The sequence below is a fragment of the Geothrix terrae genome, from assembly GCF_022808775.1.
Classification (GTDB): domain Bacteria; phylum Acidobacteriota; class Holophagae; order Holophagales; family Holophagaceae; genus Geothrix; species Geothrix terrae.
Window position 1 is genome coordinate 69,502 of record NZ_JAKZLA010000006.1, and the last position, 23,310, is coordinate 92,811.

Sequence of the window (23,310 nt, forward strand, 5' to 3'; positions counted from 1 at the left end):
CGGAGTGGAGCCAGGGTACCCGATTGGTCCGATCCCATCCGGCCCATCTGACAGGCGCCCCACTCGCGGTATGATGAATATCTTGACCAACTCGGTCAGGTTTATGGGGCTCCCATGAAAGTCATCGTCGCCAAGACCGCAGGGTTCTGCTGGGGAGTGAAGCGCGCCATGGACGCGGTGCTGGAGGCCTCCGTGCGCAACGACGGCCGCAGTGTGCAGACCCTGGGCCCGCTCATCCACAATCCCCAGGCCCTGGAGCTCATCGGCCGGCGCGGCGTGGGGGTGGCCGAAGCGCCGGAGAAGGTGCAGAACGGCACGGTGGTGATCCGGGCCCACGGCATTCCCATCCAGGATCTGCGTGGCCTGAAGGAGCGGCAGAAGAAGGGCGAGCTCAAGATCGTGAACGCCACCTGTCCCGAAGTGGCCAAGGTCCACCACAAGATCAAGAAGTGGAGCCCCAAGGGCTACTTCACGGTGATCCTGGGCAGCCACGGCCATGCGGAGAGCGTGGCCCACCGCAGCTTCGCGGAGAACGGTTCGGTGATCGTCTCGAACATGGCGGAGGCGGAAGCCCTCACGGACGAACAGCTGAAGAAGGTCCTGGTGGTGGCCCAGACCACCTTCACGGTGAAGGACTATCACGCCATCACGGACTACCTCCGCGCCCGCGCGGTGGACGCGGTCTTCGAGAACACCATCTGCGAAGACACCTGGATGCGCCAGGACGAGGCCCGGGAACTGGCCCGCACCGTGGATACCGTCATCGTCGTGGGCGGCAAGACCTCCAGCAACACCAAGCACCTGGCCGAGCTGGCCCACCACTACGGCAAGCCCGTGCAGTACGTGGAGACGGCCATGGAGCTGGATCTGGGCGCCTTCACAGGCCGCGAGACCGTGGGCGTGCTGGCGGGCGCATCCACCCCCACCTGGCTGGTGGACGAGGTGGTGGATGTGCTGGAGCAGCTGGGGGACGGCCCGAGCCGCTGGCGCAGCTTCCTCCAGGCGACCTTCGGCAGTTCCTCGCTGATGGCGGTGGGCGCGGCGCTCATGACCCTCGGTGTCCACAGGTGGCTGGACCTGCGCATGGGCTGGCGCTACCCGCTCCTGACGGGAACCTACGTGTTGGCCATGTACCTGCTGACGCCGTTCCTGGACCCCCTGGGTCTGGGCGTCAAGGGGCCCGCGCGGGCCCGGTTCCTGGAGCGCAACCGCAGGGTCCTCGTGGCCCTGGGGGTGGTGGCGCTGCTTCTTACCCTGGGGCTCGCGGCGAGCCTGGGGCCGAAGGCCCTGGCCGTGGCGGCGGCCGCGTCTCTGGTGGGCGCGGGCTACAAGCGGCGCTTCCAAGTCGGTGGGTGGGTCCTCAGCCTCAGGAAGGTCCCCGGCTCCAAGGATGTGGTGGTGGCCCTGGCCCTGGCCACGGTGGCCGTCATCATGCCGGTCTGGCAGGAGGGCCGGGCCTGGGACCTCCGCGCCTTCGCGGCCATGTTCCTGGTGGGGGTGCTCACCTTCGTCCGGACGGTCATCTACGAAATCCGGGACATGCAGAACGATCAGATCGTGGGGAAGGAGACCTTGCCCATCTTCATGGGCAAGTCCGCCACCAAGGCTGTGCTGGTGGGCCTCCTCGGCACGCTGCTGGCAGGCACCCTCTGGCTCACCTTCGAGAACCGCCAGCATGGGCATCCCCTGGCCGTGGCCCTGGTGCTGGTGGCCTGCGCGGCCTACCCGGTGCTCTACCTGTGGCTCTACCACGAGCGCTTCACGGCGGGGAAGCACCGCTTCGAGCTCAGCGTGGACCTGAGCTTCTGGATGGTGGGGCTGCTGGCCATCGTGTAGTTCTTGCCCTTTCATGGGGGACTGCTAGCCTTGGGGCACCTTTTCTAAGGAGAGCCCCATGCGCATGAAGTCTCTCGCCGTCCTGTCGGCCACGGCCATTCTCGGCGCCGCCCTCGGCTGGGCCGCCGCGGCCGCCAGCTACCAGAAGACCGGCACCGTGAAGGAAGTGGCCCCAGACAGCTTCACCCTCGACCTCGGCAAGGAAGCCTGGCGCTTCTACACCGACGGTGGCACCGCCGGCAAGGAGGCCCTCAAGGTCGGCGACAAGGTGACCGTCACCTACAAGCAGGTGGCCACGAAGATCGAGGCGAAGGGCGCCGCCAAGGCTCCTGCGAAGAAGAAGTAGTCGGTTCTTCGCACTGCCCACCTTCGAGGTCTCGCGTATGGCCGCAAGGCCATGCCGAGAAGATCGAGGCGAAGGCTGCGGCCAAGGCCCCCGCGAAGAAGAAGTAGTTCACGATGAGGAGTGTTGCCTCGGCGGTCTCGCGTATGGCCGCAGGTCATACCGAGAAGAAGTAGCAGTTCCGCCGCAGGCGGCAACGGCAAAACGGGGCGCGTTCGCGCCCCGTTTTGCCATGTATGGAAAGATGGCTGCATGCGGAACTGGGTCCTCATCACGGGATGTTCGACGGGTATAGGGCGGGCGCTGGTGCCCCTCTGCCGCGCGGCGGGCTGGGGCGTGGTGGCCACAGCGCGGCGGGTGGAGGCCCTGGCGGACCTGCCCGCGGGCGAGGACCTGCGTGTGCTGCCGCTCGATGTGACCGATGGCGCGAGCGTTGCCGCAGCAGTCACCGCCTGTGGAGACCTGCCCCTCAAAGCCCTGGTGAACAACGCCGGCTACGGCCAGGTAGGGCCCCTTGAACTTCTACGTCCGGAGGAACTCCGCGCGCAGTTCGAGACCAATGTCATCGGCCTCCACCACGTGACCACCGCCTTCCTGCCCCTGCTGCGCCGGGAGTCAGGGGCGCGGATCCTCCAGGTGGCCTCCATGCTGGGGCGCCTGTCCATCCCCCTGGCCGGGCCCTACAACGCCTCCAAGCATGCGGTGGTGGCCCTGGCGGAGAGCCTGCGCCTGGAGATCGGCGAGTCGGTGGCTGTGGTGCTGGTGGAACCCGGCGCCATCCGGACGGGGTTCAGGGAAACCCTGACCAAGGCCTGGGGCGACCTGCCCGAGCGGGCCCGCGGCACCCGGTACGAGGCCATCCTCGCCCGCTACCTGGCGGTGCGGAAGCACCAGGGTGAGCGCTTCGCCATGGATGCCGAGCGCTGCGCCCGGAAGATTATGAAGGCCCTGGTGGCCGGGCGCCCCCCGCGGCGCGTGGTCATCGGCCGGGACGCTTTCTGGGTGGGCAAGCTGAAGGCCCTCCTACCCGCGGCCTGGTGGGAGGCGATCCTGCGCAGGGCCTACGGGCTGCGCTAAGCCGTTCTGAGATCGCGGTGAAAGAGGTGCCATTCCAGGGCGCGGAGTCCGTCTCCATGGAAGGGAAGGATCGCGGCACTCACGCCTTGGCTCAGGAAGGCCACTGATCGCTCCACCACGGCGGCATCCCGGAGGATCCGGCGATGACCCAGTCCCTCCGTGCTGTGGAGGTGTGCCGCGGGCCAGGCCGATACGATGGCCGCGCCGCTGGACCAGGGAACTTCCCGGTCCCCTCGGTCATGGATCACCAGCAGCGGTGCGGAGAGTCGCGGCGCGAGGCTGCGCAGACGCACACGGGCCCAGGGGACGCCGAGGCGGGCCGCGAAGGCCTCGAAGGCGGCCGGGTGCTCTTTTTCAGGGACGCCGAGTGCCGAAAGGAGTCCACCGTAGAAGGGATCCGGCTCTGCGGGCGGCGCGATGAAGACCGCGAGCGGTACGCACGCGCCGCGATCCATGGCGATGGCCGCGCCGGCCGCGCCGAGCGAATGGGCCACGATTCCGTGGATGGGGCCGATCTCGTTGATCAGGGCCTCCACAGCCTGTGCCCAGATCAACGGCCCGGCCTGGCGGCCCTGGGAACGGCCATGGCCGGGCTGGTCAAAGCTGATGGCGGAGAAGCCCGCTTCCACCAGGGGATCGATGAAGGCGTGGAACTGGGCGCCGCGGCCCTCCCAGCCGTGGAGGAGCAGCACAGCCGGGCCTTCGCCCCAGGCGTGCGCTTGCAGGCGCAGACCATTCGATTGGACCTGGAAGGCACGGCCCCGGCGAAGGGCGGCCAACTCCGGCTCCGGCTCCCGGTGCCGGCGGGGCGTGCAGAAGAGCCGCTCGGCCCAGCGAAGCGCAAGATCGGGCGATGCGGCCCGCAGCACCAGGAAACCGAGCCGCAGCGCGCGGAACTTGAAGGGAAGGGCGGATCTCCGGTTCATGGCGTCCTCACAGCGGTGAGAAGCGCGCGCCGGGCGCGCTGAAGGTCTTGAGCCGCTCCTTGATGGCGCGGCGCGCCATGGCGAAGGTGCGGTGATCCCGGTGGAGCTGATAAGTTCCGTTGGCGCCCATCGACAGCGCATCGAACTCGAAGGCCAACTGCTCCGGATCCGCGCCGCGGGACAGCTCGCCCGTGTCCTTGGCTTCCCGTACCAGGCGGGCGAGGGAACCCATCCAGTCCATCATGCAGGCTGCCACGAGGTCCCTGACTGGACCGGGGCGGCCGTCGAATTCCACTGACACCTCGGCGAAGAAGCATCCGCCGCGGAACATCTCGCGCTCGGCGTAGTCCAGCCAGGCCGCGAGGACGGCACAGAGGCGCCTGAGGCCCCGAGGCGCCTTGAGCGCAGGCAGAAGGACCCGTTCCTGGAAAGCCGCCCTGGCTGCCTGGACAGTGGCCAGCTGGAGTTCCTCCTTGGATCCGAAATGGGCGAAGAGGCCGCTCTTGCTCATGCCCGTCGCCGCCGCAAGGGAGCCGATGGTGAGCCCTTCCAGTCCGTTCACGGAGGCCAGGTCCATGGCCTCATGCAGGATGGCCTGCCGGGTGAGGGTGCCCTTCCCTAAGGCGAGGGGGATGGCAGGGCTGGCGTTTGAGGCGGGCATGGGAAGCTCCCGATCGGTCATCCAAAAATAGAACGATCGTTCGTGCTGTCAAGAGGCTATCCAAACAGCCCGAGGAGGGGGGACCTGGGCACGCTTGAACGAGGTGGGTTCTGAGACACTGGAGGCATGTCCGAAGACCGCCTGTATCTCATCGACACCTTCGCCTTCATCTTTCGAAGCTACTTCGCCAACCCCCGGCTGAAGAACGGCGCCGCCTACACCTTCACGAGGCTGGTGCTCCAGCTGCTGGAGAAGCACCAGCCCACGCACATCGCCTGCGTGTTCGACATGCCGGGGCCCACGTTCCGGCACGAGATCTACCCCGAATACAAGGCGAACCGTGCCGAGATGCCCGAGGACCTGCGGCCCCAGATCCCCATGATCCGCCAGCTGGTGGAGGCCCTCTCCATCCCCATCGTGGAACTCTCTGGATACGAGGCCGACGACGTCATGGGCACCCTGGCCCGGGAATCCGCCGCCCACGGCCTGCCGGCCGTCATCGTGAGCCCGGATAAGGACCTGCTCCAGCTGGTGGACGACAGCCTGAAGATCCAGGTGCTGAACACCAAAGATGGGGAGATCTGGCACGACCGCGAGGGCGTGAAGGCCCGCATGGGCGTGTGGCCCGAGCAGGTGGTGGACTTCCTCAGCCTGGTGGGCGACGCCTCCGACAACGTGAAGGGCGTGCCCGGCATCGGCGAGAAGGGCGCAGCCCTGCTGCTGGAGAAGCACGGCAGCCTGGAGGGCGTGATCGCCGCCAAGGCCGACCTCAAGCCCAAGCAGAGGGAGGGTCTGGAGGCCGCCGCCGAGTGGCTGGACCTCACCAAGCGCCTGGTCACGGTGGTGACCGACCTCGACCTGCCCCTGCATCCGAAGGATCTTGTCTACTCCGGCGTGGACGAAGCCAGGGCCCGGGAGACCTTCAAGGCCCTGGGCTTCCAGACCCTCACCAAGGAGTTCACGCAGAGCGCCCAGGAGGCGGGCAGCGCCCGGAAGTACCGGGCCGCGGCCACCGTGGCGGATCTGGAAGCCGCCGTGGCCGCCTGCCGCGCCGCGGGCCGCTTCGGCCTCGACACGGAGACCACCAGCATCGATCCCACGCGGGGGCACATCGTGGGCCTCAGCCTGGCCTGGACGGCCAACGAGGGGCTCTACGTGCCCCTGGCTCACCTGAAGCCGGCCACCGCGGATATGGAGGGCTCCCTGCCGGGGCTCCTGCCGGACTCGGGCCTGCCCGCGTCCCTGCTGGACCTGCGGGGAGATGCCGTGACCTTCTTCGGCGAGCTGGCGCCCCACCTCGATCCCCGGAACGTGCCTTTCGCAGAGGCCCGGCGCATCCTCGCTCCACTGCTGGCGGATCCCGCCGTGGGCAAGTGCGGCCAGAACCTCAAGTACGACCTGCAGGTGCTGGCCCGCCACGGCCTGCCGGTGGCCGGGCTGGCCGACGACAGCATGGTGCTGAGCTTCCTGCTGGACAGCGGCGTGCGCCACAACCTGGATGATCTCTCCGTGCGCCACCTGGACGTGAAGCCCATCGCCTTCGAGGAGGTGGTGGGGAAGGGCAAGGCCCAGAAGCGCTTCGACGAGGCCGTGTTCGAGCAGGCCGTGCAGTACGCCGCCGAGGATGCGGACTTGGCCCTCCAGCTCTGCGACAAGCTGCGGGCCCGGCTCACGGACGAGCGGCTGAAGCGGCTCTACGAGGAGGTGGACCTGCCCCTGGTGGACGTGCTCGCCGCGCTGGAGGGCCATGGCGTCAGGCTCGATCTGGACGTCCTCTCCCAGATCGCCGTGCGCATGAACGGAGAGCGGAAGCGCGCGGAAGCCCGTGTCCTCGAGCTGGCTGGCGAGCCCTTCAACCTCAACAGCCCCACCCAGCTGGGCGGCATCCTCTTCGGCAAGCTGGGCTTCAAGCCAGTGAAGTACACCGGCAAGACCAAGGCGCCCAGCACGGACGAGGACGTGCTCCAGGAGCTGGCGGAGAAGCAGGGCGCGGAGATCGCGCAGGAGCTGCTGCGCCACCGCCAGATGGTGAAGCTGCTGGGCACCTATGTGGAGGCGCTGCCCCAGATGGTGAACCCCGTCACGGGCCGGGTGCACACGCGGTTGCACCAGGCGGCCGTGGCCTCGGGGCGGCTGGCCTCCAGCGATCCCAACCTCCAGAACATCCCCGTCCGCACCGAGGAGGGCCGCGCCATCCGGGGCGCCTTCGTGCCCGGGCCCGGCTGGGTGCTGCTGGACGCGGACTACAGCCAGATCGAGCTGCGCGTGGTGGCGGCCCTGGCCGAGGATCCGGTCCTGCTGGGGGCCTTCGCGGCCGGCGAGGATATCCACCGCCGCACGGCTTCGGAGGTCTTTGGCGTGCCCATGGACCAGGTCACCTCCGACCAGCGCAGCGCCTCCAAGGCCGTCAACTTCGGCCTGCTCTACGGCCAGGGGGCCTTCGCCCTCGCCGCCAACATCGGGGTCAGCCAGAAGGAGGCCAAAGCCTTCATCGAGCGCTACTTCGAGCGCATGCCGAAGGTGGCCGCCTGGATCGAGCACGCCAAGGAGCGCGCCCTGGCCGAGGGCTTGGTGCGCACCCACTGGGGCCGCATCCGGCGCATCCCCGAGCTGGAGAGCCCCAACAAGCAGTTCCAGGCCCAGGGCCTGCGCGAGGCCGTGAACACCATCGTCCAGGGCACCGCCGCCGACCTCATGCGCCGGGCCATGGTCCGCCTGCACCGCAGCCTGAAGGCCTCGGGCCTCCAGGCGCGCCTGCTGCTCCAAGTCCACGACGAGCTGCTCCTGGAAGCGCCGCCGGAGGAGGTGGAGCGTGCCTCGGCCCTGCTGAAGGAGGCCATGGAAGGGGCGGACGACCTGGGTCCCCTGGGCGTGAAGCTGGCGGCGGAGGTCCGGACCGGCGACAGCTGGCTGGCTGCCAAGTAGTTTTTGACGATCTGTAGGTCCGGAGAGCCGAAACGCACGTTTTCGGCTGGATTTGTGATGGCCGCCCGGGCCCGAAGTTAACGGGGAGGTCATGATTGGGCGTTCCCGGCGCAGCCTGTGCCGTACCCGCAGACCCCTTGCGAAGGAGCCTGATCATGAGCCAGTTCAACATCGCGTGGTTGCCCGGTGATGGTGTGGGCGTGGAAGTCATGGAGGCGGCGAAGATCTGCCTCGATGCGCTGAAGTTCGACGCCCAGTACACCCATGGCGACATCGGCTGGGAGTTCTGGTGCAAGGAGGGCGAGTCCTTTCCCCAGCGCACCATCGACCTGCTGAAGCACAGCCACGCCGCCATGTTCGGGGCCATCACCTCGAAGCCGGTGAAGGACGCCGAGGCGGAGCTGGTGCCCGAGCTCAAGGGCAAGGGGCTCGTCTACCGCAGTCCCATCGTCCGCATGCGCCAGATGTTCGACCTCTACACCTGCCTGCGCCCCTGCAAAGCCTATCCGGGCAACCCCCTGAACTACCAGGACGGCATCGACATGGTGATCTTCCGCGAGAACACGGAGGATCTCTACTCCGGCGTGGAGTTCAGCCCTGTTCCGGATGAGCTGAAGGACACGCTGAAGAAGCTGAGCAAGCCCTTCGGCCACTTCGCGGAGCTGCCGGGCGACGAGTTCGCCATCACCTGCAAGGTGAACACGAAGAAGGGCTGCGACCGCATCATCCGCGCCGCCTTTGAGTATGCGAAGGCGTTCAACTATCCCAAGGTGACGATCATCCACAAGGCCAACGTGGTGCGCGCCACCGAGGGCATGTTCCTTGAGACCGGCAAGCGCATCGCCAAGGAGTACCCGGGCATCGCCATGGACGACGCCAACGTGGACGCCATCACCATGTGGATGCTGAAGAACCCGAAGAACTACGGCGTCATGGTGGCCACGAACCTCTTCGGCGACATCGTGAGCGACCTGGCGGCCCAGATGGTGGGCGGCCTGGGTTTCGGCTGCTCGGGCAACATCGGCGAGAAGCTGGCGGTCTTCGAGCCCAGCCACGGCAGCGCGCCGAAGTACGCCGGGCAGTACAAGGTGAACCCCATCGCCACCATCCTGGCTGCCAAGATGATGCTCGACTGGCTGGGCGAGACGGAGAAGGGCGCGCGCCTGGAGAAGGCCGTGGCCGCCGTCATCGCCGAGGGCCAGGTCCGCACCTACGACATGGGCGGCAGGGCCTCCACCCTCGACATGGGCGAGGCCATCGCGCGGAAGCTCTGAGGTCGCCATGGATCGCATCCTCATCCACGAAGTCGGCCCCCGCGACGGCCTCCAGGTCGAAGCCGCCGTGGTGCCCACGGAGCTGAAGCTCGACTGGATCCGCCGCGTGGCGGACTCGGGCGTGGACATCGTGCAGGTGGGCTCCTTCGTGCGGGGCGACAAGGTGCCCCAGATGGCGGACACGGACGACCTGTTCCGCATCCTGGCGAAGGAGCCCCGCCGGGCCCTGCTGTCGGGCCTGGTGCTCAACGAGAAGGGGTTGGAGCGGGCCCTGGAGGTGGGCGTGCCGCTCATCTGCCTGGGGGTGTCCGCCTCGGAGACCCACAGCCGCAAGAACACCGGCATGGGCACGGAGGAGGCCCAGCGGCGCATCATCGCCACGGCGCTGGTGGCGAAGCAGGCCGGCCGGAAGGTCCAGGTGAGCGTCCAGAGCGCCTTCGGCTGCGGCTTCGAGGGCTCCATCCCGGAGGAACGCGTGCTGGACATCGTGGCCGCCTACTTGGAGTCCGGGCTCACCGCCATCAGCCTCGCGGACACGGCGGGGCACGCGCACCCGAACCAGGTCCGCCGCTACGTTCAGAAGGTATTGGCGCTGGATCCCGCCGCGGAGGTCACGGCCCACATCCACAACACCTACGGCCTGGGCATGGCCAGCGTCTACGCCGCCATGGAGGCCGGTGCCACGGCCATCGAGACCAGCTTCGGCGGCCTGGGCGGCTGCCCCTTCACCAAGGTGGCGGCAGGCAACGTGGCCACGGAAGACCTGGTGCATGGCCTCCAGCGGACCGGACAGCGCCTGGACATCGATCTGGCGGCTCTCATCGGCGTCACCCGGGATGTGGCCATGCACTTCGGCCGCGAGCTCCCCGGCTGCGTCTACAAGACGGGCCCCATCGCTGCGAAGGTGACGGCATGAGCAGGAAGATCCTCGAAGGCATCAAGGTCCTGGACCTCACCAACGTCCTCTCCGGGCCCTTCACCACGCTCCACATGGCGCTGCTGGGGGCCGAGGTCATCAAGGTCGAGAATCCCAAGGACGGCGACCTCGCCCGCAAGCTGGGCATCGTGCCTGAGCTGAACAAGAAGCTCATGGGCACCAGCTTTCTGGCTCAGAACTGCAACAAGAAGTCCGTCACCCTGAACACCAAGTCCCCCGAAGGCAAGGAGCTGTTCCGTCGCCTGGTGAATGACGCTGACGTGGTGGTGGAGAACTTCCGCCCTGGCGTCATGGACCGCCTAGGTCTCGGCTACAAGGCCCTGGCGGAGCTCAACCCCCGCCTGATCTACTGCGCCATCTCCGGCTTCGGCCAGACGGGGCCAGACGCCCTCAAGCCCGCCTATGACCAGATCATCCAGGGCCTCTCGGGCGAGATGGCGGTCAACGGCGACGAGCGGCTGAACCCCCTGCGCACGGGCTTCCCGGTGTGCGACACCGTGGGTGGCCTGAACGCCGCCTTCGCCGTCATGGCGGCCCTCTTCCACCGGGAGCGCACGGGGCAGGGGCAGGCCATCGACATCGCGCTGCTGGACAGCATCATGCCCCTCATGGGCTGGGTGGCGGCGAACCTCCTCATCGGCGGCGAGCAGCCCGCGCTCATGGGCAACGACAACTTCACGGCGGCACCCAGCGGCACCTTCCGCACCCAGGACGGCCACATCAACATCGCCGCCAACAAGCAGGAGCAGTGGGAAGCGGTCTGCGACGTGCTGGAGGTGCCGGAGCTGAAGACGGACCCCCGGTTCCAGGAGCGGGATACCCGCAAGAAGCACCGCCGGGAACTCACGCCCTTGCTGGAGGCCAAGCTAGCCCAGAAACCCACCGGTTTCTGGGTAAGGGAACTGAATGCGAAGGATGTCCCCAGCGGGGAGATCCTGGGGCTGGAGGAGGCCCTGCGGCAGCCGCAGATCGCGCATCGCGGGGTGCTCCAGAAGGTGCAGGTCGGGGGCGTGGGCGAGATCGAGGTCTTCGGCCTCACGGCGCTGTTCGAGAAGACGCCGGGCTCCGTGGACGCGCCACCGCCAGCGCTGGGCGAGCACAATGCCGAGGTCTATGGCCACCTGGGGCTTGGCGAGCCTGATCTGGCTGACCTGAAAACCAAAGGTGTCATCTGAGGAGGTTCCCATGGGTATGACGGTCGTCGAGAAAATCCTGGCCCGCGCCGCGGGCCTGCCATCCGTGAAGGTCGGGGATGTGGTGGAGCCCAAGGTGGACCTCGCCATGTCCCACGAGAACGCGGCGCTGGTGATCAACCAGTTCCTCGAGGTGTTCCAGGGTACGGGCCTGGCGCCGAAGATTTGGGACCCTTCGAGGATCGCCATCATCTTCGACCACCGCGTCCCGGCGGAGTCCCCGAAGACCGCCACCAACCAGAAGAAGATCCGCGGCTTCGTGGCCGAGCACGGCATCACCAAGTTCCATGATGTGCGGGGCGACGTGGGCGGCATCTGCCACCAGATCCTCCCGGAGTACGGCTATGTCCGGCCGGGCTACGTGGTGGTGGGCACCGACTCCCACACCACCAGCCACGGGGCCCTGGGCGCCTTCAGCTTCGGCATCGGCGCCACGGAGATGGCCTCCGTGTGGAGCCTGGGCATCGCCGTCAACATCGAGGTGCCGGCCACCATCAAGGTGGTGGTGAAGGGCGAGTTCCCGCCCATGGTGGGGCCCAAGGACCTGATCCTCCACCTCATCGGCAAGCTGACGGCCCAGGGGGCCAACTACAAGGTGCTGGAGTTCCATGGCGAGACCATCCGGAAGATGAGCACCAGCGGCCGCCTCGCCATCTGCAACATGAGCGTGGAGGCGGGCGCCACCTCGGGCATCGTGCCCGGAGATGCGGAGACCCTGCGGTACCTGCGGGAGGAGGCGGGGGTGACCGACCCCATCCCGTGTGTCACGCCGGATCCGGAGGCCACCTACATCCAGACCGTGGAGATCGACGTCTCCACCCTGGCGCCCCAGGTCGCCTGCCCGCACATGGTGGACCACGTGAAGTCCGTGGATCAGGTGGCGGGTACCAAAGTCCAGCAGATCGTCATCGGCAGCTGCACCAACGGCCGCCTGGATGACCTCGAGGCCGCGGCGGACATCCTCCGCGGGAAGAAGGTCGCGGAGGGCACCCGCATGCTTGTGTTCCCGGCCTCCAGCAAGATCTTCGCGAAGGCCCTGGACAAGGGCATCGTCCACGACCTCATGAAGGCCGGCGCGGTGGTGATGAACTCCGGATGTGGGCCCTGCCTGGGCGTCCACGAGGGCGCCCTGGGCGACCACGAGGTGGCCCTCAGCACCACCAACCGCAACTTCAAGGGCCGCATGGGCAACCCCACGGGTGAGGTCTACCTCTGCAGTCCCGTGGTGGCGGCGGCCTCCGCGATCACCGGCGTCATCACCGATCCGAGAAAGGGCTGATCCATGTCCAAGGTCATCATCGCGCTCGGCAACGACATCAGCACGGACGACATCTACCCCGGCCGCTTCATGGCCACGGTACTGCCTTCGGAGACCCCCCAGTTCGCCTTCTTTGATCGCACGGAGTTCAACGCGCAGCTGAAGGCCAAGGCCTTCCCGCCCGGATCGATCATCGTCGGCGGCGAGAACTTCGGCTGCGGCTCGAGCCGCGAGCAGGCCTGCTCCACACTCAAGGGCCACGAGGTGGCCGTGGTGGCCCGCAGCATCTCGCGCATCTTCCTGCAGAACAGCATCAACCTTGGTTTGCAGGTCGTGATCTGCCCGGGCATCGAGGCCAGCGAGGGCGACGAGCTGGAGATCACTGCCGACCAGGTGATCAACCGGACCACCGGCCAGCGCTTCGAGCAGATGAAGCTGCCCGCCGCGCGCAAGGGCATCATGGACGCGGGTGGGCTCATCCCCTACACCCGCGCCCGGCTGATGGCGCGCACCTAAGTCGGATCTGGGCCACTACCGCGATGAACCGGGGACAGGCCAAGCCCCTGCTCCAGTTCGTCGCGGCCTAGGGGCGTGATCCACAGCGCCCGGCTTTTCGGATCCCGCTGGAACCAGGCCGCACTGGCCATGGCCCCCGCCAGCGAGCGGCCGAGGCGGCCGGCCAGGTGGCCATAGCAGAGGCGGCCGTGGCGCAGCGCCTCCGAAAGCCCGGACCTCGCCCGGCGTGCGGGTCCCAGGTTTGGGCGCGATGCTGGCGGAGCTCTCCAGGAAGGAGGCGATGCCTCCGCCGGCCAGGCGGTAGTAGCGATAGCGGCCCTGGGGATGCACGGTGATCCAGCCCCGTTCGAGCAGCTTCGACAGGTGCGAGCTTCCCGTGGAAGGTTGGATGGCGGCGGCTTTGGCCAGCTCCGCGGCGGTCCAGCTCCGTCCATCCAGGAATCGGCTGAACATCGCGGCCCGGGCGGGACCGGCGAGCAGGGCGGCCGCGGTGGCCAAATCGGGATCTGAGCTCATTTCGATCCAGACCGAAACATGGGTCGCCCAGGATGGACCGGAGGTGAAAGGAGCCTGACATGACCCTGACGTGCATGATCCGCTACCAGATCGATCCCTTCCAGCGTGAGGCCTTCAAGGCCTATGCGGAGGCCTGGGGTCGCATCATCCCCCGCTGCGGCGGCCACCTGGTGGGCTACTTCCTGCCCCACGAAGGCACCAACGACATCGCCTGGGGCCTGATCGCTTTCGACAGTCTGGCCGCCTATGAAACCTACCGTTCGCGCCTGCGGGCCGATGCCGAGGGTCGCGAGAATTTCCAGTGGGCCCAGGATATGCGTTTCATCTTGCGGGAAGAGCGCACCTTCGTCGAAGTGGTGGACGGAACTTTCGGACTGCGGCCAATGGAGGCCCGGTCATGATCGCGGTCCTCTTCGAAGTCATTCCCGCCGAAGATCAGCTTTCCACCTACCTCGACACGGCCGCGGCACTGGTGCCGACTCTGGAATCCACGGATGGCTTCATCTCCATTGAGCGCTTCCGAAGTCTCAAGCATCCTGAAAAATTTCTGTCCCTCTCCTTCTGGCGGGACGAGCAGGCCGTGGCGGCATGGCGGAACACCGAGGTTCATCGCGAGGCGCAGTCCATGGGCCGAGGTGGCGTTTTCCGGGACTACCGCCTTCGGGTGGCCGAGGTGATGCGGGATTATGGCCTGCATGAACGGGAACAGGCTCCCGCGGACAGCCGCACCCGTCACAAGCACGCTTGAGGCGCGCCCCTACTCCGTCGTCTCGAGGGCGTCCTCGGGGCAGGGGTGGTGATGGCTCCGGATGGCGTGGACGGCCAGGTCGTAGTCGGGTTCCTTGGTGAGCTCCGGTACCAGCTCGGTGTGGATGATCGTGCCGTTCTCGTCCAGCGCCACCACGGCCCGGGCCAGGAGGCCGCGCATGGGCCCGTCGATGAGGGTGACCCCGAACTGCGCCCCGAATTCGGGGTGGCGGAAGGCGGACATCGGGTGCGCCCGCTCCAGCTCCCTGGAGCCGCAGAAGAGGTCCTGAGCGAAGGGCAGGTCCATGGAGACGCACAGCAGCACCGTGTCGCTCAGATCCTGCGTCAGGACATTGAACTTGCGGACGCTCTCCGCGCAGGTCGGCGTATCCAGGCTGGGGAAGATGCTCAGCAGGACGCGCTTCCCCTCCAGATCCACACTCGTGATGTCACGCAGGTCCGTGCGGGTGAGGGCGAACGCAGGGGTGGGGGAACCGACTGCGGGCAGCTCGCCACAGGTATGGGTGGGGGTGCCGTTCAGGGTGATCGTGGCCATGGGGACCTCCCGGCGCGCACATGCTACTCCCAATGGAGAATTCCGGCACGAATTCTTGGCCGAGCGCGAGCCTTTGGCTGGGCTCGCCCCTGATAAGCCTCGACTCGCCCCACCTTTCCTGGCGGGAACGGCTTCACGTTCCTAGTCTTGGACCATGGAACCCACGCTCGGCAAGTGGCGCTGGTACTGGAGCATCTGGGGCCTGATGGGCCTGTACATGGCCACCTGGGACATGGCTATGTATCCGGCCGCGCCGGTGCTGCGGCTGCTGGGGATGAACCTCCTCCAGAACGGGGCCTGGGGCCTGCTGGGTCTCCTCCTCATCCGGCTGGCGGACCGGAAGCCCATCGAGTCCTTCGCGTGGAGCCAGTGGCGCACCTGGGGCCTGCACCTGCTGGCCAGCGTCCTGGCGGCCACCCTCGGGCTGTTCCTGGCCTACCTGATCTCCCTGGCCGTGGAAGGAGGCGGGAGGCACCTGGATCTCGCGACGGTCCGGAAGGGGCTGCCCCGGTTCTACCGGGCCTACTTCCACACGAATCTGCTCTTCATGTGGGCGGTGGTGGCGGCCTTCCACGGCTTGCGGATCTACCGGAAGTACCAGATCCGCGAGATCGAGGCCGCCAAACTCGAGGCCCGGTTCGCCGAGGCCCGGAACCAGGCCCTGTGCATGCAGCTCCAGCCTCACTTCCTCTTCAACACGCTCAACTCCATCTCCGCCCTTGTCCATACGAACCCCGAGGGGGCGGACGACATGATCAGCCGATTGGGGGACTTCCTCCGGATGACCCTGGAGGCGACGCCGGACCAGATGGTGCCGCTGTGGAAGGAACTGGCCTTCATCCAGGCCTATCTCTCCATCGAGCAGGTTCGTTTCCAGGGCCGCCTGCGGGTCGAAGTGGATGCGCCCTCCACCGTCCAGAACCTGCGGGTGCCCACTTTCATCCTCCAGCCCCTGGTGGAGAACGCCCTCAAGCACGGCCTTTCCGACCGGCAGCAAGGCGGCACGCTCGGGCTGCGGGCCTCGCGGGATTCCGAATGCCTCGTGCTGGAAGTTCGGGACGATGGTGCGGGCTACCGACCGGGCCGGGAGGGGGTGGGCCTGAGCAATGTCCGGGCCCGCCTGGGATTGATCTACAAGGGTTTCTATCACCTGGACATCCTCGGTGTGGCCGGCCGCGGCACCCTGGTGACGCTCCAGTTGCCCCTTGGGGATGCTGGCGGGGGCGTGTCGTGAATCTCCGCGCCCTGGTGGTGGATGACGAGACGCTGGCCCGGCAGCGTATCCGCCATCTGCTCCGCCGGTCCACGGACATCGAGGTGGTCGGGGAGTGCGCCAACGGCCTGGAGGCGGTGAAGGCCATCGAGGAGCTGGCTCCGGACCTGGTTTTCATGGATATCCAGATGCCCGAGCTGGATGGCTTCGGGGTGGTGGAGGCCATGGGCGCGGATCGCATGCCGCCCACCCTCTTCATCACGGCCTACGACCAGCACGCCCTCCGGGCCTTCGAGGTCCATGCCGTGGACTACCTGCTGAAACCCTTTTCGCCTGAGCGGTTCCACCATGCCCTCGAGCGCGCGCGGCGGTGGTGCCGGTCCTCCACCCGGGAGAAGGGGCAGGACCTGGAAGCCCTCATGGCCGGCCTGCGCCGGGACCGGCCCTGGGCGGATCGCCTCCTGGTCCGGCAGGGGGACCGTCACCTTCTGGTGAGGACGGACGCCGTGCAGTGGATCGAAGCGGAGGACAACTACGTCCGCCTTCACGTCGAAGGTACCTCGCACCTGGTCCGGCAGACCATGGCCGGTCTCCTCGCAAGGCTCGATCCCGCCCGGTTCCGGCGGATCCACCGCTCCGCCATCGTGAACCTCGACTGCATCCGGGAGTTCCAGCCCTGGAGCGGAGGGGACCACCTGGTGATCATGCGCGACGGCACCCGCCTGACCCTCAGCCGGACCTACCGGGACCAGTTCGGCGAGTGGCTCTGACGCAGAAAGGCCCGGCGCCGAGCCGGGCCTTTCTGCGCGGGGGAGCGGGTCACTCCGGGGCGAGGACCGTGACGGTGGCCATGCCCGCCTCGCGGAGCACCAGGGCGCCCTTTTCGGTCATGGTGCGGCTGGGCAGGATGACGTCCACGGTCCCGATGAGTCGGTCCGTCACAAGCAGTTCGCCGTTGGTGCCGTCACCCACACTGAAGACCGCCCCCTGCCTCAGGGCCACGGGGGTGGTGGCGATGGCGGGCACGCCGCGCCTCCCGAGCTGGGAGATGGCCTGGGTGGCGCCGATGGAACCATCCCGGAACATCCGGTCTCCGGGCAGCAGCACCAGGTAGTCCGCATGGTGGTTGGCGATGAGATGGGCGGCGGGGACGGCCTTGTCCCAACTGCGCGCGTCCACCACGGTGATGTATGCGCCTTCGCCGGCCGCCCGGGCCAGGGCCAGCACCGCGTCCTGACTGGCCGGGTAGTCGCAGATCACGCCGATGTGCTGCTTGGCGGGCCAGGTGGCCTGGGTGGTCTTCATCAGCGGGCGGAAGTCCTCGGCATGGAGCGCCAGGCCGACGAGGGCCGTCGCGGCCACCACGAGGGATGCTGAGATGCGGTTCATGATGCCTCCGGAAGAAAGGCGGTCGGGGACGGATCCCCGGCGACGGGTGGAAGGGAGCCCGAACGATGTCCGACGGGCGGGGTGAACGCCGCCAAACATGAGCGGCCGTCTCAGCTCAGGCCATGGATCTGGGACGAACAGGCCCAGATGGGGGCGAGGGGTTTCTTTCCGGGGGTGGGTCCGGCCCTGCTCCGGGCGATACTTGGGGTTCGGAGGCACCCATGAAAATCCTGATCCTCGGCTCGGGCGGACGGGAACACGCGCTGGCGCTGAAGCTCAAGGCTTCGGCCACCCCGGTGGAACTGGTCTCCGCGCCGGGCAGCGATGCGCTGGCGGAATTGGGGACCTGCGTGGCACTTGACCTAGGCTCTCCGGCCGCCGTGGCGACCTGGTGTTCCGCGAACCGGCCGGACCTGGTGGTGGTCGGTCCCGAGCTGCCCCTGGTGGCCGGGGTGGCCGATCTGGTGCGGTCCATGGGCATCCCAGTGTTCGGCCACGATGCCGCCACGGCCCGCCTGGAGGGCAGCAAGGCTTTCGCCAAGGCCTTCATGCAGCGCCATGGGATTCCCTGCGCCGCGAGTGAGACCCTGACCGACCTCGCCGAGGGCGTCGCCCTGATCCGGGGCTGGTCCTACGGCTATCCCATCGTCCTCAAGGCCGACGGCCTGGCGGCGGGGAAGGGCGTGGTGCTGGCCCAGAGCGAGGCCGAGGCGCTCGAGACCTTCCGGGCCTTCCTGGAGGGCCAGTTCGGGGACGCCAGCCGCACCGTGGTCTTCGAGGAACCCCTGCACGGCATGGAGCTCTCCCTGCACGTGCTGGTGGACGTGGACGCGAGCCACGTGGCCTACGCCATGCTGCCCGCCTGCCAGGACCACAAGCGCATCTTCGAAGGCGACCATGGCCCCAACACCGGCGGCATGGGCGCCTTCGGACCCATCCCCTTCCTGCGGTCCGAGGATGTCGAGCGGATGCGGGTCGAGCTGGTGGAGCCCACGGTGCGCGGTCTTCAGAAGGACGGCCTCTCGGGGCGGGGCGTGCTGTTCCTGGGCGTCATGTGGACGACCGCGGGCCCCAGGCTGCTGGAGTACAACGTCCGGTTCGGCGACCCCGAGACCCAGGTGCTCATGCAGCTGCTGGACGAGGACCTGGCCTCTCTGCTGCTGGAGGTGGCCGAGGGCCGGCTGGCCTCCCGCGAGCTGAAGCTGAAGGCCCATACCGCCATCACCGTGGTGCTGGCGGCGGAGGGGTATCCGGAAGGCGCCAAGAAGGGTGTGCCCATCTCCCTCGGGACGCCCGGCGTCACGGTGATCCACGCCGGCACGCGCAAGGAAGCCGGACAGTGGCTCACCCACGGGGGCCGCGTCCTGAACCTGGCTACGTCAGGGCCGGACCTGGCCGCGGCCCGCGCTGCCATCGAGGCGGCCCTGCCGCAGGTCCACTGGCCCGGCATGCAGGTCCGCCGCGACATCGGCCTCAAGGCCCTGCGGCACGCCCAGGCGGGCAAGACCGTCCAGGACCGCTGGTGAGGCTTGGTGAGCGCTGGTGAGCCCTGGTGAAACTGGTTTCCTAGCGGTTCCGGAGGAACCAGGCTGCCAGCGTGAGGCCCGTAAGGATCAGGGTGACGGCCCCGGCCGCGCGATGGATCCGCGGGACGGTGGCCCGGGTGCTGCGGCCTTCGCGCCAAGCCAGGGCCGCCCGGCCCAGGAGCAGGGTGGTCCCGGCCACGGCCAACAGCGCCAGCCACAGGAGGAGGTGGCGAAGGGCAAGGGCCCGGGGATGCAGGACCACCCGGAGCAGCACCACGGTCACGGTGGCGGCCATGAGGTGCCCATGGAGCCGGTGGTCCCCCCGCCGGACGGCGCGCAGGGCGAAGGCCAGCAGGATGGCGGCGGGGATGAGCAGGAGATCCAGCATCCGGGCCAGGGTACCTCAGGTGGCTCAGAGCGGGAGCGCTTCCTGGCGCTTCTCGCCCTCCCAGCGGTAGAAGCCCGCGCCGGACTTGCGGCCCAGGCGGCCGGCGGCCACGAGCTGGCGCAGCACCGGGGGCGCCTTGAACCGGGGCTCCCCGAAGGCCTCGAACAGCACCTCGGCCACGCTCTGCATGGTGTCGAGGCCGATGAAGTCGCTGAGGTGCAGGGGGCCCATGGGATGGCCGCAGCCCAGTCTCATGCCCGTGTCGATGTCGTCCACGGTGGCGAGCTTCTGCTCGGCGCAGCGGATGGCGTCCAGCAGGTAGGGCACCAGGAGGCGGTTCACCACGAACCCCGGGGCGTCCGGCGCCAGCACGGCGGTCTTGCCGAGCCGCTGGACGAAGCCCTTCAGGGTGGCCAGCGTGTTGCCGTCCGTGGCGAGGGTGCGGACGATCTCCACCAGCGGCATGGCGGGAACCGGATTGAAGAAGTGCAGGCCCGCCAGGTTGGGCAGGCGGCCCGGCGACAGCACCGGGCTGAGGTGGGCGACCGTGAGGCTGGAGGTGTTGGTGCAGAGGATGGCGTTCGGCTCCATGACCTTGTCCAGCGCGGCGAAGGTCTCGAGCTTGAGGTCCATGCGCTCCGGCACGGCCTCCACCACCAGGTCGCAGCCGGCCAGCGCGGCGAAGGTGAGGGTGCCGTGGAGGCGGCGGGCGAAGGTGGTGCTCTGGTCCTGGGTGATCCTCCCCTTGGCCACGGCGCGGCCCCAGGTGTCCTGGATCCGCGCCAGGCCCTTGGTCAGCAGGGAGTCGTCCACCTCCTTCACCCAGACCTCGCAGCCCGTCTCGGCCGCGCACTGGGCGATGCCCGAACCCATGAGTCCGCAGCCGACAATGCCGATGCGCTGGATGTCCATGTCGCTCTCCCGCTGGAATGGTGATGGTCTGGTCTCCATTCTCCGACGATTGGGGTCCGGGCGGAGCGATGACCTGGAGTAGGGTGCTTCCGCTATGATCGGCCAGTGCCCGGGGGTGCCCATGACCGGCCTTCTGAAAGATCTGCTTGGCCACCAGGCCTGGGCGGATGCGATGTTCTTCCATGCCTGGGGCAAATCGGGTTTCACGGAGGATCCCGAGCTGCGGGCCAGGACCAGCCATCAGGTGGATGTCCAGGAGGCCTTCCTGGACATCCTCAAAGGCGGGATGCCTCCTTCGGAAGAGCCGCCCACGGGCGCCTTTCCCGACCTGCTGCGCCGGTGCCGCTCTGCCCAGGAGGCCTTCCGGGCGCTGGGCCGGGGCCTCGACGAGGCTTCTCTGGCCCGCGTCGTGCGGGTGCCCTGGTTTCCGGATCCGCCCTGCCTGGTCTCCGTCGGTGAGGCGCTGACCCAGGTATGCCTGCACTCCCAGCACCACCGCGCCCAGAACATGGCTCGCCTGAAGGCCCTGGGCGCTGGGGCGAAGAACGTGGACTACATCATCTGGCTCTGGAAGCAGCGGCCCGAACCGCGCTGGGACCTTTGAACGCGGTGACCGTGGGACGGAACCATCTCTGGGGAAGCCGATGAGGATAGATGGGAGTGCCCTGCGATTCATGCGGCGCGCCATCGAGCTATCCCGCATCCACATGGAGGCGGGCGAAGGCGGGCCCTTCGGCGCGGTGATCGTGAGAGGCGAGGAGATCCTGGGGGAGGGCTGGAACCAGGTCACGACGAGCCATGACCCCACCGCCCATGCGGAGGTGATGGCCATCCGGCGGGCCTGCGCGCGCCTGGGCACCCACCAGCTGCGGGGGTGCGAGATCTACACGAGCTGCGAGCCCTGCCCCATGTGCCTGGCGGCCATCTACTGGGCCCGCCTGGACCGCGTCTGGTACGCCAACGGCAGGGCCGACGCCGCAGCCATCCGCTTCGACGACGACTGGCTCTACCGCGAGCTGGCACTCCCCCTCGAAGCGCGCCGTCTGCCCGCCTTCCAGCTGCTCCGCGAGGAGGCCCTGCCCGTCTTCCACGCCTGGGACGCCAAGACGGACAAGATCCCCTACTGACCGCTGAGAGCCGATAGCTGACAGTTAGATTTCCAGATACGTGTGCAGGTTCCGTTCTTCAGTGAGCAGGGCCCGCAGGGCCTCGGCGGCGTCGCTCTTGGCGCTGGTCTTCCGCTTGGTCTGGGGGCCCTGGACGAGCACGTCGGGATCGTAGTGGACGCTGCGGAGCACGTGATCCACCGTGTCGCCCCTGACGAGGTGCTGGATCTTGAAGGTGTCATCCTCATCCACCACGATGTGGGCCTCGTTGGGGGCGCCGAAGAGGTTGTGGCGCATGCCCAGGATGTCCTGGTAGGCCCCGGTCAGGAAGAAGGCCACGTAGTAGGCCTCCCCGCCGCGGGGCTCGTGGAAGGGGAGCTCGTCGCGGACGTCCTTCAGGTCGATGAACTTCTCCATCTTCCCGTCGCTGTCGCAGGTGATGTCGCAGAGGGTGGCGGAGAGGCCTGGCTTCTCCTTGAGCCGGTGGATGGGCATCACCGGGAAGAGCTGCTCGATGGCCCAGTGGTCCGGCATGGACTGGAAGAGACTGAAGTTGGCGATGAGCTTGTCCGCCAGGCTCTTGTTGAGGTCCTGGAACTCCTCGGGGACGTACTTCAGGCTCTTGCTGCTGAGGATGCGGGAGAGCTTGCGGCAGACCTCCCAGAACAGCGTCTCGCCCTTGCTGCGGTCCTCCAGGCCCAGGTAGCCCAGGTTGAAGAGGGTGAGCAGCTCGTCCTTCTGGGTGATGGCGTCGTGGTACATCTCGGCGAAGTTCTTCACGGAGATGTTGTCGCGGGTGTAGGCCAGCTCCTTGAGGATCTGGGGCTCGTTGCCGGTGAGCGTCACCGTGTACTTGGTGTGGGTGGTGTCGATGAGGCCGATGATGTCGACCACGACGACCTCGTGGTAGGCCACGATGGCGCGGCCGGACTCGCTGAGCAGATCGGGCATGGGCACCTGCTCCTGGGTGCAGATGTCCTTGGTGGTGTAGACCACGTCCGCCGCGTACTCGGCGATGGTGTAGTTCATGGAGCTGCTGAAGGTGGTCTTGCTGCCGTCGTAGTCGACGCCGAGGCCGCCGCCCACGTTGAGGTAGCGGATGGGCACGCCCAGCTTCCGCAGCTTGGCGTAGATGCGGGTGGCCTCCTTCATGGCCGACTTGATCTTGCGGATGTCCGTGATCTGGCTGCCGATGTGAAAATGCAGCTCGATGACGCTGTCCAGGAGGTCGCGCTTCTCCAGCACCTCGACGGCGTCCAGGATCTCTCGGGTGGTGAGGCCGAACTTGGCGTGGTCCCCGGCGCTGGTCTCCCACTTGCCCGAACCCTGGGCATTGAGCTTGGCGCGCAGCCCGATGAGGGGCTCGACCTTCAGTTCTTTGGCCACCTTCAGGATCAGGGGCAGCTCGGTCATCTTCTCGACCGTGATGACCACCTTGCGCCCGGCCTTGCGGGCCAGCAGGGCCATGCGGATGAAGGACTCGTCCTTGTAGCCGTTGCAGAGCACCAGGGCCTCGGGATGCAGGTCCTGGCTGAGGGCGATGATCAGCTCGGGCTTGGAGCCGGCTTCCAGCCCGTAGTGGTACTTGTTGCCCGAGCGGATGATCTCCTCGACCACTTCCTTGGTCTGATTGGTCTTCACCGGGTAGACGCCCTGGTAGCCGCCCTCGTAGCCGAACTCGATGATGGCGCGCCGGAAGGCCTCGTTGACCTCCACCACGCGGTGGTCCAGCACCTGCGGGAAGCGCAGGTTCACGGGGGTGCGGATGCCCTTCTTCTTCAGGTGCTGGACGATCTCGTAGACGTCGCAACTGAGGGACTCGTCCTTGGTGGGCGTGATCTCCAGATGGCCCTTGGCATTGATGCCGAAGTAGCCGTTCCCCCACTCCTTCACGCCGTACAGGGTCGCGGCGTCCTGGACCGTCCAGTGCTTCATGGGCATCCGAGGTGCCTCCTCAATACCAAGGCGGCCACCTTTGGCCGGAAGTTTGTTTATAGGAAAAAAAGCCAAG

Annotated in this window: 23 protein-coding genes; 16 read left to right on the forward strand and 7 right to left on the reverse strand. The window is 67.6% G+C overall.

Features of this window, described 5'->3' with window-relative positions:
• Positions 1-114: 114 nt before the first annotated feature.
• The 3 genes from ispH to MLE42_RS12015 all read left to right on the forward strand — a co-directional run bounded on the left by ispH (position 115) and on the right by MLE42_RS12015 (position 3,256).
• The gene (gene ispH, locus MLE42_RS12005) at positions 115-1,836 is read left to right on the forward strand and encodes a 4-hydroxy-3-methylbut-2-enyl diphosphate reductase (protein WP_243288125.1); all 1,722 of its coding nucleotides are present in this window, start codon (positions 115-117) and stop codon (positions 1,834-1,836) included.
• A 58-nt stretch (positions 1,837-1,894) separates the two neighbouring features.
• Entirely contained in the window at positions 1,895-2,182 is a 288-nt protein-coding gene (locus MLE42_RS12010; protein WP_243288126.1) for a hypothetical protein, read from the forward strand.
• A 249-nt stretch (positions 2,183-2,431) separates the two neighbouring features.
• Complete coding sequence (locus tag MLE42_RS12015; RefSeq protein ID WP_243288127.1) at positions 2,432-3,256, forward strand: SDR family oxidoreductase; 825 nt, start codon at positions 2,432-2,434, stop codon at positions 3,254-3,256.
• On the opposite strand, the gene MLE42_RS12020 is transcribed toward MLE42_RS12015, so the two are convergent.
• Positions 3,253-4,182, reverse strand: a complete 930-nt coding sequence (locus tag MLE42_RS12020) for an alpha/beta hydrolase (RefSeq protein ID WP_243288128.1) — start codon at positions 4,180-4,182, stop codon at positions 3,253-3,255. The genes MLE42_RS12015 and MLE42_RS12020 overlap by 4 nt on opposite strands.
• A gap of 7 nt (positions 4,183-4,189) precedes the next feature.
• Positions 4,190-4,843, reverse strand: coding sequence for a TetR/AcrR family transcriptional regulator (locus MLE42_RS12025; RefSeq protein ID WP_243288129.1), 654 nt, complete (start codon positions 4,841-4,843; stop codon positions 4,190-4,192).
• 126 nt (positions 4,844-4,969) lie between these two features.
• Between MLE42_RS12025 and polA the strand changes: the two genes are divergently transcribed.
• The 8 genes from polA (at position 4,970) to MLE42_RS12065 (ending at position 14,210) form a co-directional block, all read left to right on the forward strand.
• Positions 4,970-7,768 (forward strand): DNA polymerase I, encoded by a 2,799-nt coding sequence (gene polA / locus MLE42_RS12030; protein ID WP_243288130.1) that lies wholly within the window; start codon positions 4,970-4,972, stop codon positions 7,766-7,768.
• Positions 7,769-7,923: 155 nt separating this feature from the next.
• Positions 7,924-9,042, forward strand: coding sequence for an isocitrate/isopropylmalate dehydrogenase family protein (locus MLE42_RS12035; RefSeq protein WP_243288131.1), 1,119 nt, complete (start codon positions 7,924-7,926; stop codon positions 9,040-9,042).
• A gap of 7 nt (positions 9,043-9,049) precedes the next feature.
• Positions 9,050-9,958 carry a hydroxymethylglutaryl-CoA lyase gene (locus tag MLE42_RS12040; RefSeq protein ID WP_243288132.1) on the forward strand — a complete coding sequence of 303 codons (909 nt, stop codon included), beginning with the start codon at positions 9,050-9,052 and terminating at the stop codon, positions 9,956-9,958.
• Positions 9,955-11,154, forward strand: a complete 1,200-nt coding sequence (locus MLE42_RS12045) for a CaiB/BaiF CoA transferase family protein (protein ID WP_243288133.1) — start codon at positions 9,955-9,957, stop codon at positions 11,152-11,154. Before MLE42_RS12040 ends, MLE42_RS12045 begins: the two co-directional genes overlap by 4 nt.
• 10 nt (positions 11,155-11,164) lie before the next feature.
• Positions 11,165-12,451 (forward strand): 3-isopropylmalate dehydratase large subunit, encoded by a 1,287-nt coding sequence (locus MLE42_RS12050; RefSeq protein ID WP_243288134.1) that lies wholly within the window; start codon positions 11,165-11,167, stop codon positions 12,449-12,451.
• Positions 12,452-12,454: 3 nt separating this feature from the next.
• Positions 12,455-12,946 carry a 3-isopropylmalate dehydratase small subunit gene (locus tag MLE42_RS12055; RefSeq protein WP_243288135.1) on the forward strand — a complete coding sequence of 164 codons (492 nt, stop codon included), beginning with the start codon at positions 12,455-12,457 and terminating at the stop codon, positions 12,944-12,946.
• A gap of 575 nt (positions 12,947-13,521) precedes the next feature.
• On the forward strand, positions 13,522-13,863 hold the full coding sequence (locus MLE42_RS12060) for an NIPSNAP family protein (protein ID WP_243288136.1): 342 nt from the start codon (positions 13,522-13,524) through the stop codon (positions 13,861-13,863).
• On the forward strand, positions 13,860-14,210 hold the full coding sequence (locus MLE42_RS12065; protein ID WP_243288137.1) for an antibiotic biosynthesis monooxygenase family protein: 351 nt from the start codon (positions 13,860-13,862) through the stop codon (positions 14,208-14,210). Before MLE42_RS12060 ends, MLE42_RS12065 begins: the two co-directional genes overlap by 4 nt.
• A gap of 9 nt (positions 14,211-14,219) precedes the next feature.
• On the opposite strand, the gene tpx is transcribed toward MLE42_RS12065, so the two are convergent.
• Positions 14,220-14,765: a thiol peroxidase gene (gene tpx, locus MLE42_RS12070; RefSeq protein ID WP_243288138.1), complete on the reverse strand. Its 546-nt coding sequence runs from the start codon at positions 14,763-14,765 to the stop codon at positions 14,220-14,222.
• Positions 14,766-14,919: 154 nt separating this feature from the next.
• Here tpx and MLE42_RS12075 point away from each other — a divergent pair, with 154 nt between their 5' ends.
• Together MLE42_RS12075 and MLE42_RS12080 are read left to right on the forward strand one after the other, a co-directional pair.
• Positions 14,920-15,999 carry a sensor histidine kinase gene (locus MLE42_RS12075; RefSeq protein ID WP_243288139.1) on the forward strand — a complete coding sequence of 360 codons (1,080 nt, stop codon included), beginning with the start codon at positions 14,920-14,922 and terminating at the stop codon, positions 15,997-15,999.
• Positions 15,996-16,748 (forward strand): LytR/AlgR family response regulator transcription factor, encoded by a 753-nt coding sequence (locus MLE42_RS12080; protein ID WP_338029971.1) that lies wholly within the window; start codon positions 15,996-15,998, stop codon positions 16,746-16,748. The genes MLE42_RS12075 and MLE42_RS12080 overlap by 4 nt, the downstream gene beginning before the upstream one ends.
• A 49-nt stretch (positions 16,749-16,797) precedes the next feature.
• Here the strand turns inward: MLE42_RS12080 and MLE42_RS12085 are convergent, their stop codons facing one another.
• Entirely contained in the window at positions 16,798-17,367 is a 570-nt protein-coding gene (locus MLE42_RS12085; protein WP_243288140.1) for a hypothetical protein, read from the reverse strand.
• A 221-nt stretch (positions 17,368-17,588) separates the two neighbouring features.
• Between MLE42_RS12085 and purD the strand changes: the two genes are divergently transcribed.
• Entirely contained in the window at positions 17,589-18,893 is a 1,305-nt protein-coding gene (gene purD / locus MLE42_RS12090) for a phosphoribosylamine--glycine ligase (RefSeq protein ID WP_243288141.1), read from the forward strand.
• Between the two features lie 40 nt (positions 18,894-18,933).
• Here the strand turns inward: purD and MLE42_RS12095 are convergent, their stop codons facing one another.
• Together MLE42_RS12095 and MLE42_RS12100 are read right to left on the reverse strand one after the other, a co-directional pair.
• Positions 18,934-19,281, reverse strand: a complete 348-nt coding sequence (locus MLE42_RS12095) for a hypothetical protein (protein WP_243288142.1) — start codon at positions 19,279-19,281, stop codon at positions 18,934-18,936.
• 24 nt (positions 19,282-19,305) lie between these two features.
• Positions 19,306-20,193 carry a 3-hydroxyacyl-CoA dehydrogenase family protein gene (locus MLE42_RS12100; RefSeq protein WP_243288143.1) on the reverse strand — a complete coding sequence of 296 codons (888 nt, stop codon included), beginning with the start codon at positions 20,191-20,193 and terminating at the stop codon, positions 19,306-19,308.
• Between the two features lie 121 nt (positions 20,194-20,314).
• Between MLE42_RS12100 and MLE42_RS12105 the strand changes: the two genes are divergently transcribed.
• Positions 20,315-20,797, forward strand: coding sequence for a DinB family protein (locus tag MLE42_RS12105; RefSeq protein ID WP_243288144.1), 483 nt, complete (start codon positions 20,315-20,317; stop codon positions 20,795-20,797).
• A 70-nt stretch (positions 20,798-20,867) separates the two neighbouring features.
• Positions 20,868-21,320 carry a nucleoside deaminase gene (locus tag MLE42_RS12110; RefSeq protein WP_243288145.1) on the forward strand — a complete coding sequence of 151 codons (453 nt, stop codon included), beginning with the start codon at positions 20,868-20,870 and terminating at the stop codon, positions 21,318-21,320.
• A gap of 24 nt (positions 21,321-21,344) precedes the next feature.
• Here MLE42_RS12110 and speA read toward each other — a convergent pair whose 3' ends face one another.
• On the reverse strand, positions 21,345-23,234 hold the full coding sequence (gene speA / locus MLE42_RS12115; protein ID WP_243288146.1) for a biosynthetic arginine decarboxylase: 1,890 nt from the start codon (positions 23,232-23,234) through the stop codon (positions 21,345-21,347).
• Positions 23,235-23,310 lie beyond the last annotated feature (76 nt).

Bases quoted from the DNA above. Each gene is read 5' to 3' on its own strand.
- MLE42_RS12105 (WP_243288144.1), top strand. From the start codon at position 20,315: ATGACCGGCCTTCTGAAAGATCTGCTTGGCCACCAGGCCTGGGCGGAT.
- MLE42_RS12045 (WP_243288133.1), top strand. From the start codon at position 9,955: ATGAGCAGGAAGATCCTCGAAGGCATCAAGGTCCTGGACCTCACCAAC.
- purD (WP_243288141.1), top strand. From the start codon at position 17,589: ATGAAAATCCTGATCCTCGGCTCGGGCGGACGGGAACACGCGCTGGCG.
- MLE42_RS12035 (WP_243288131.1), top strand. From the start codon at position 7,924: ATGAGCCAGTTCAACATCGCGTGGTTGCCCGGTGATGGTGTGGGCGTG.
- MLE42_RS12075 (WP_243288139.1), top strand. From the start codon at position 14,920: ATGGAACCCACGCTCGGCAAGTGGCGCTGGTACTGGAGCATCTGGGGC.
- tpx (WP_243288138.1), bottom strand. From the start codon at position 14,765: ATGGCCACGATCACCCTGAACGGCACCCCCACCCATACCTGTGGCGAG.
- MLE42_RS12020 (WP_243288128.1), bottom strand. From the start codon at position 4,182: ATGAACCGGAGATCCGCCCTTCCCTTCAAGTTCCGCGCGCTGCGGCTC.
- MLE42_RS12010 (WP_243288126.1), top strand. From the start codon at position 1,895: ATGCGCATGAAGTCTCTCGCCGTCCTGTCGGCCACGGCCATTCTCGGC.
- MLE42_RS12100 (WP_243288143.1), bottom strand. From the start codon at position 20,193: ATGGACATCCAGCGCATCGGCATTGTCGGCTGCGGACTCATGGGTTCG.
- MLE42_RS12060 (WP_243288136.1), top strand. From the start codon at position 13,522: ATGACCCTGACGTGCATGATCCGCTACCAGATCGATCCCTTCCAGCGT.
- MLE42_RS12050 (WP_243288134.1), top strand. From the start codon at position 11,165: ATGGGTATGACGGTCGTCGAGAAAATCCTGGCCCGCGCCGCGGGCCTG.
- MLE42_RS12055 (WP_243288135.1), top strand. From the start codon at position 12,455: ATGTCCAAGGTCATCATCGCGCTCGGCAACGACATCAGCACGGACGAC.
- MLE42_RS12065 (WP_243288137.1), top strand. From the start codon at position 13,860: ATGATCGCGGTCCTCTTCGAAGTCATTCCCGCCGAAGATCAGCTTTCC.
- MLE42_RS12095 (WP_243288142.1), bottom strand. From the start codon at position 19,281: ATGCTGGATCTCCTGCTCATCCCCGCCGCCATCCTGCTGGCCTTCGCC.
- ispH (WP_243288125.1), top strand. From the start codon at position 115: ATGAAAGTCATCGTCGCCAAGACCGCAGGGTTCTGCTGGGGAGTGAAG.
- MLE42_RS12040 (WP_243288132.1), top strand. From the start codon at position 9,050: ATGGATCGCATCCTCATCCACGAAGTCGGCCCCCGCGACGGCCTCCAG.
- MLE42_RS12015 (WP_243288127.1), top strand. From the start codon at position 2,432: ATGCGGAACTGGGTCCTCATCACGGGATGTTCGACGGGTATAGGGCGG.
- MLE42_RS12110 (WP_243288145.1), top strand. From the start codon at position 20,868: ATGCGGCGCGCCATCGAGCTATCCCGCATCCACATGGAGGCGGGCGAA.
- speA (WP_243288146.1), bottom strand. From the start codon at position 23,234: ATGAAGCACTGGACGGTCCAGGACGCCGCGACCCTGTACGGCGTGAAG.
- polA (WP_243288130.1), top strand. From the start codon at position 4,970: ATGTCCGAAGACCGCCTGTATCTCATCGACACCTTCGCCTTCATCTTT.
- MLE42_RS12025 (WP_243288129.1), bottom strand. From the start codon at position 4,843: ATGCCCGCCTCAAACGCCAGCCCTGCCATCCCCCTCGCCTTAGGGAAG.
- MLE42_RS12085 (WP_243288140.1), bottom strand. From the start codon at position 17,367: ATGAACCGCATCTCAGCATCCCTCGTGGTGGCCGCGACGGCCCTCGTC.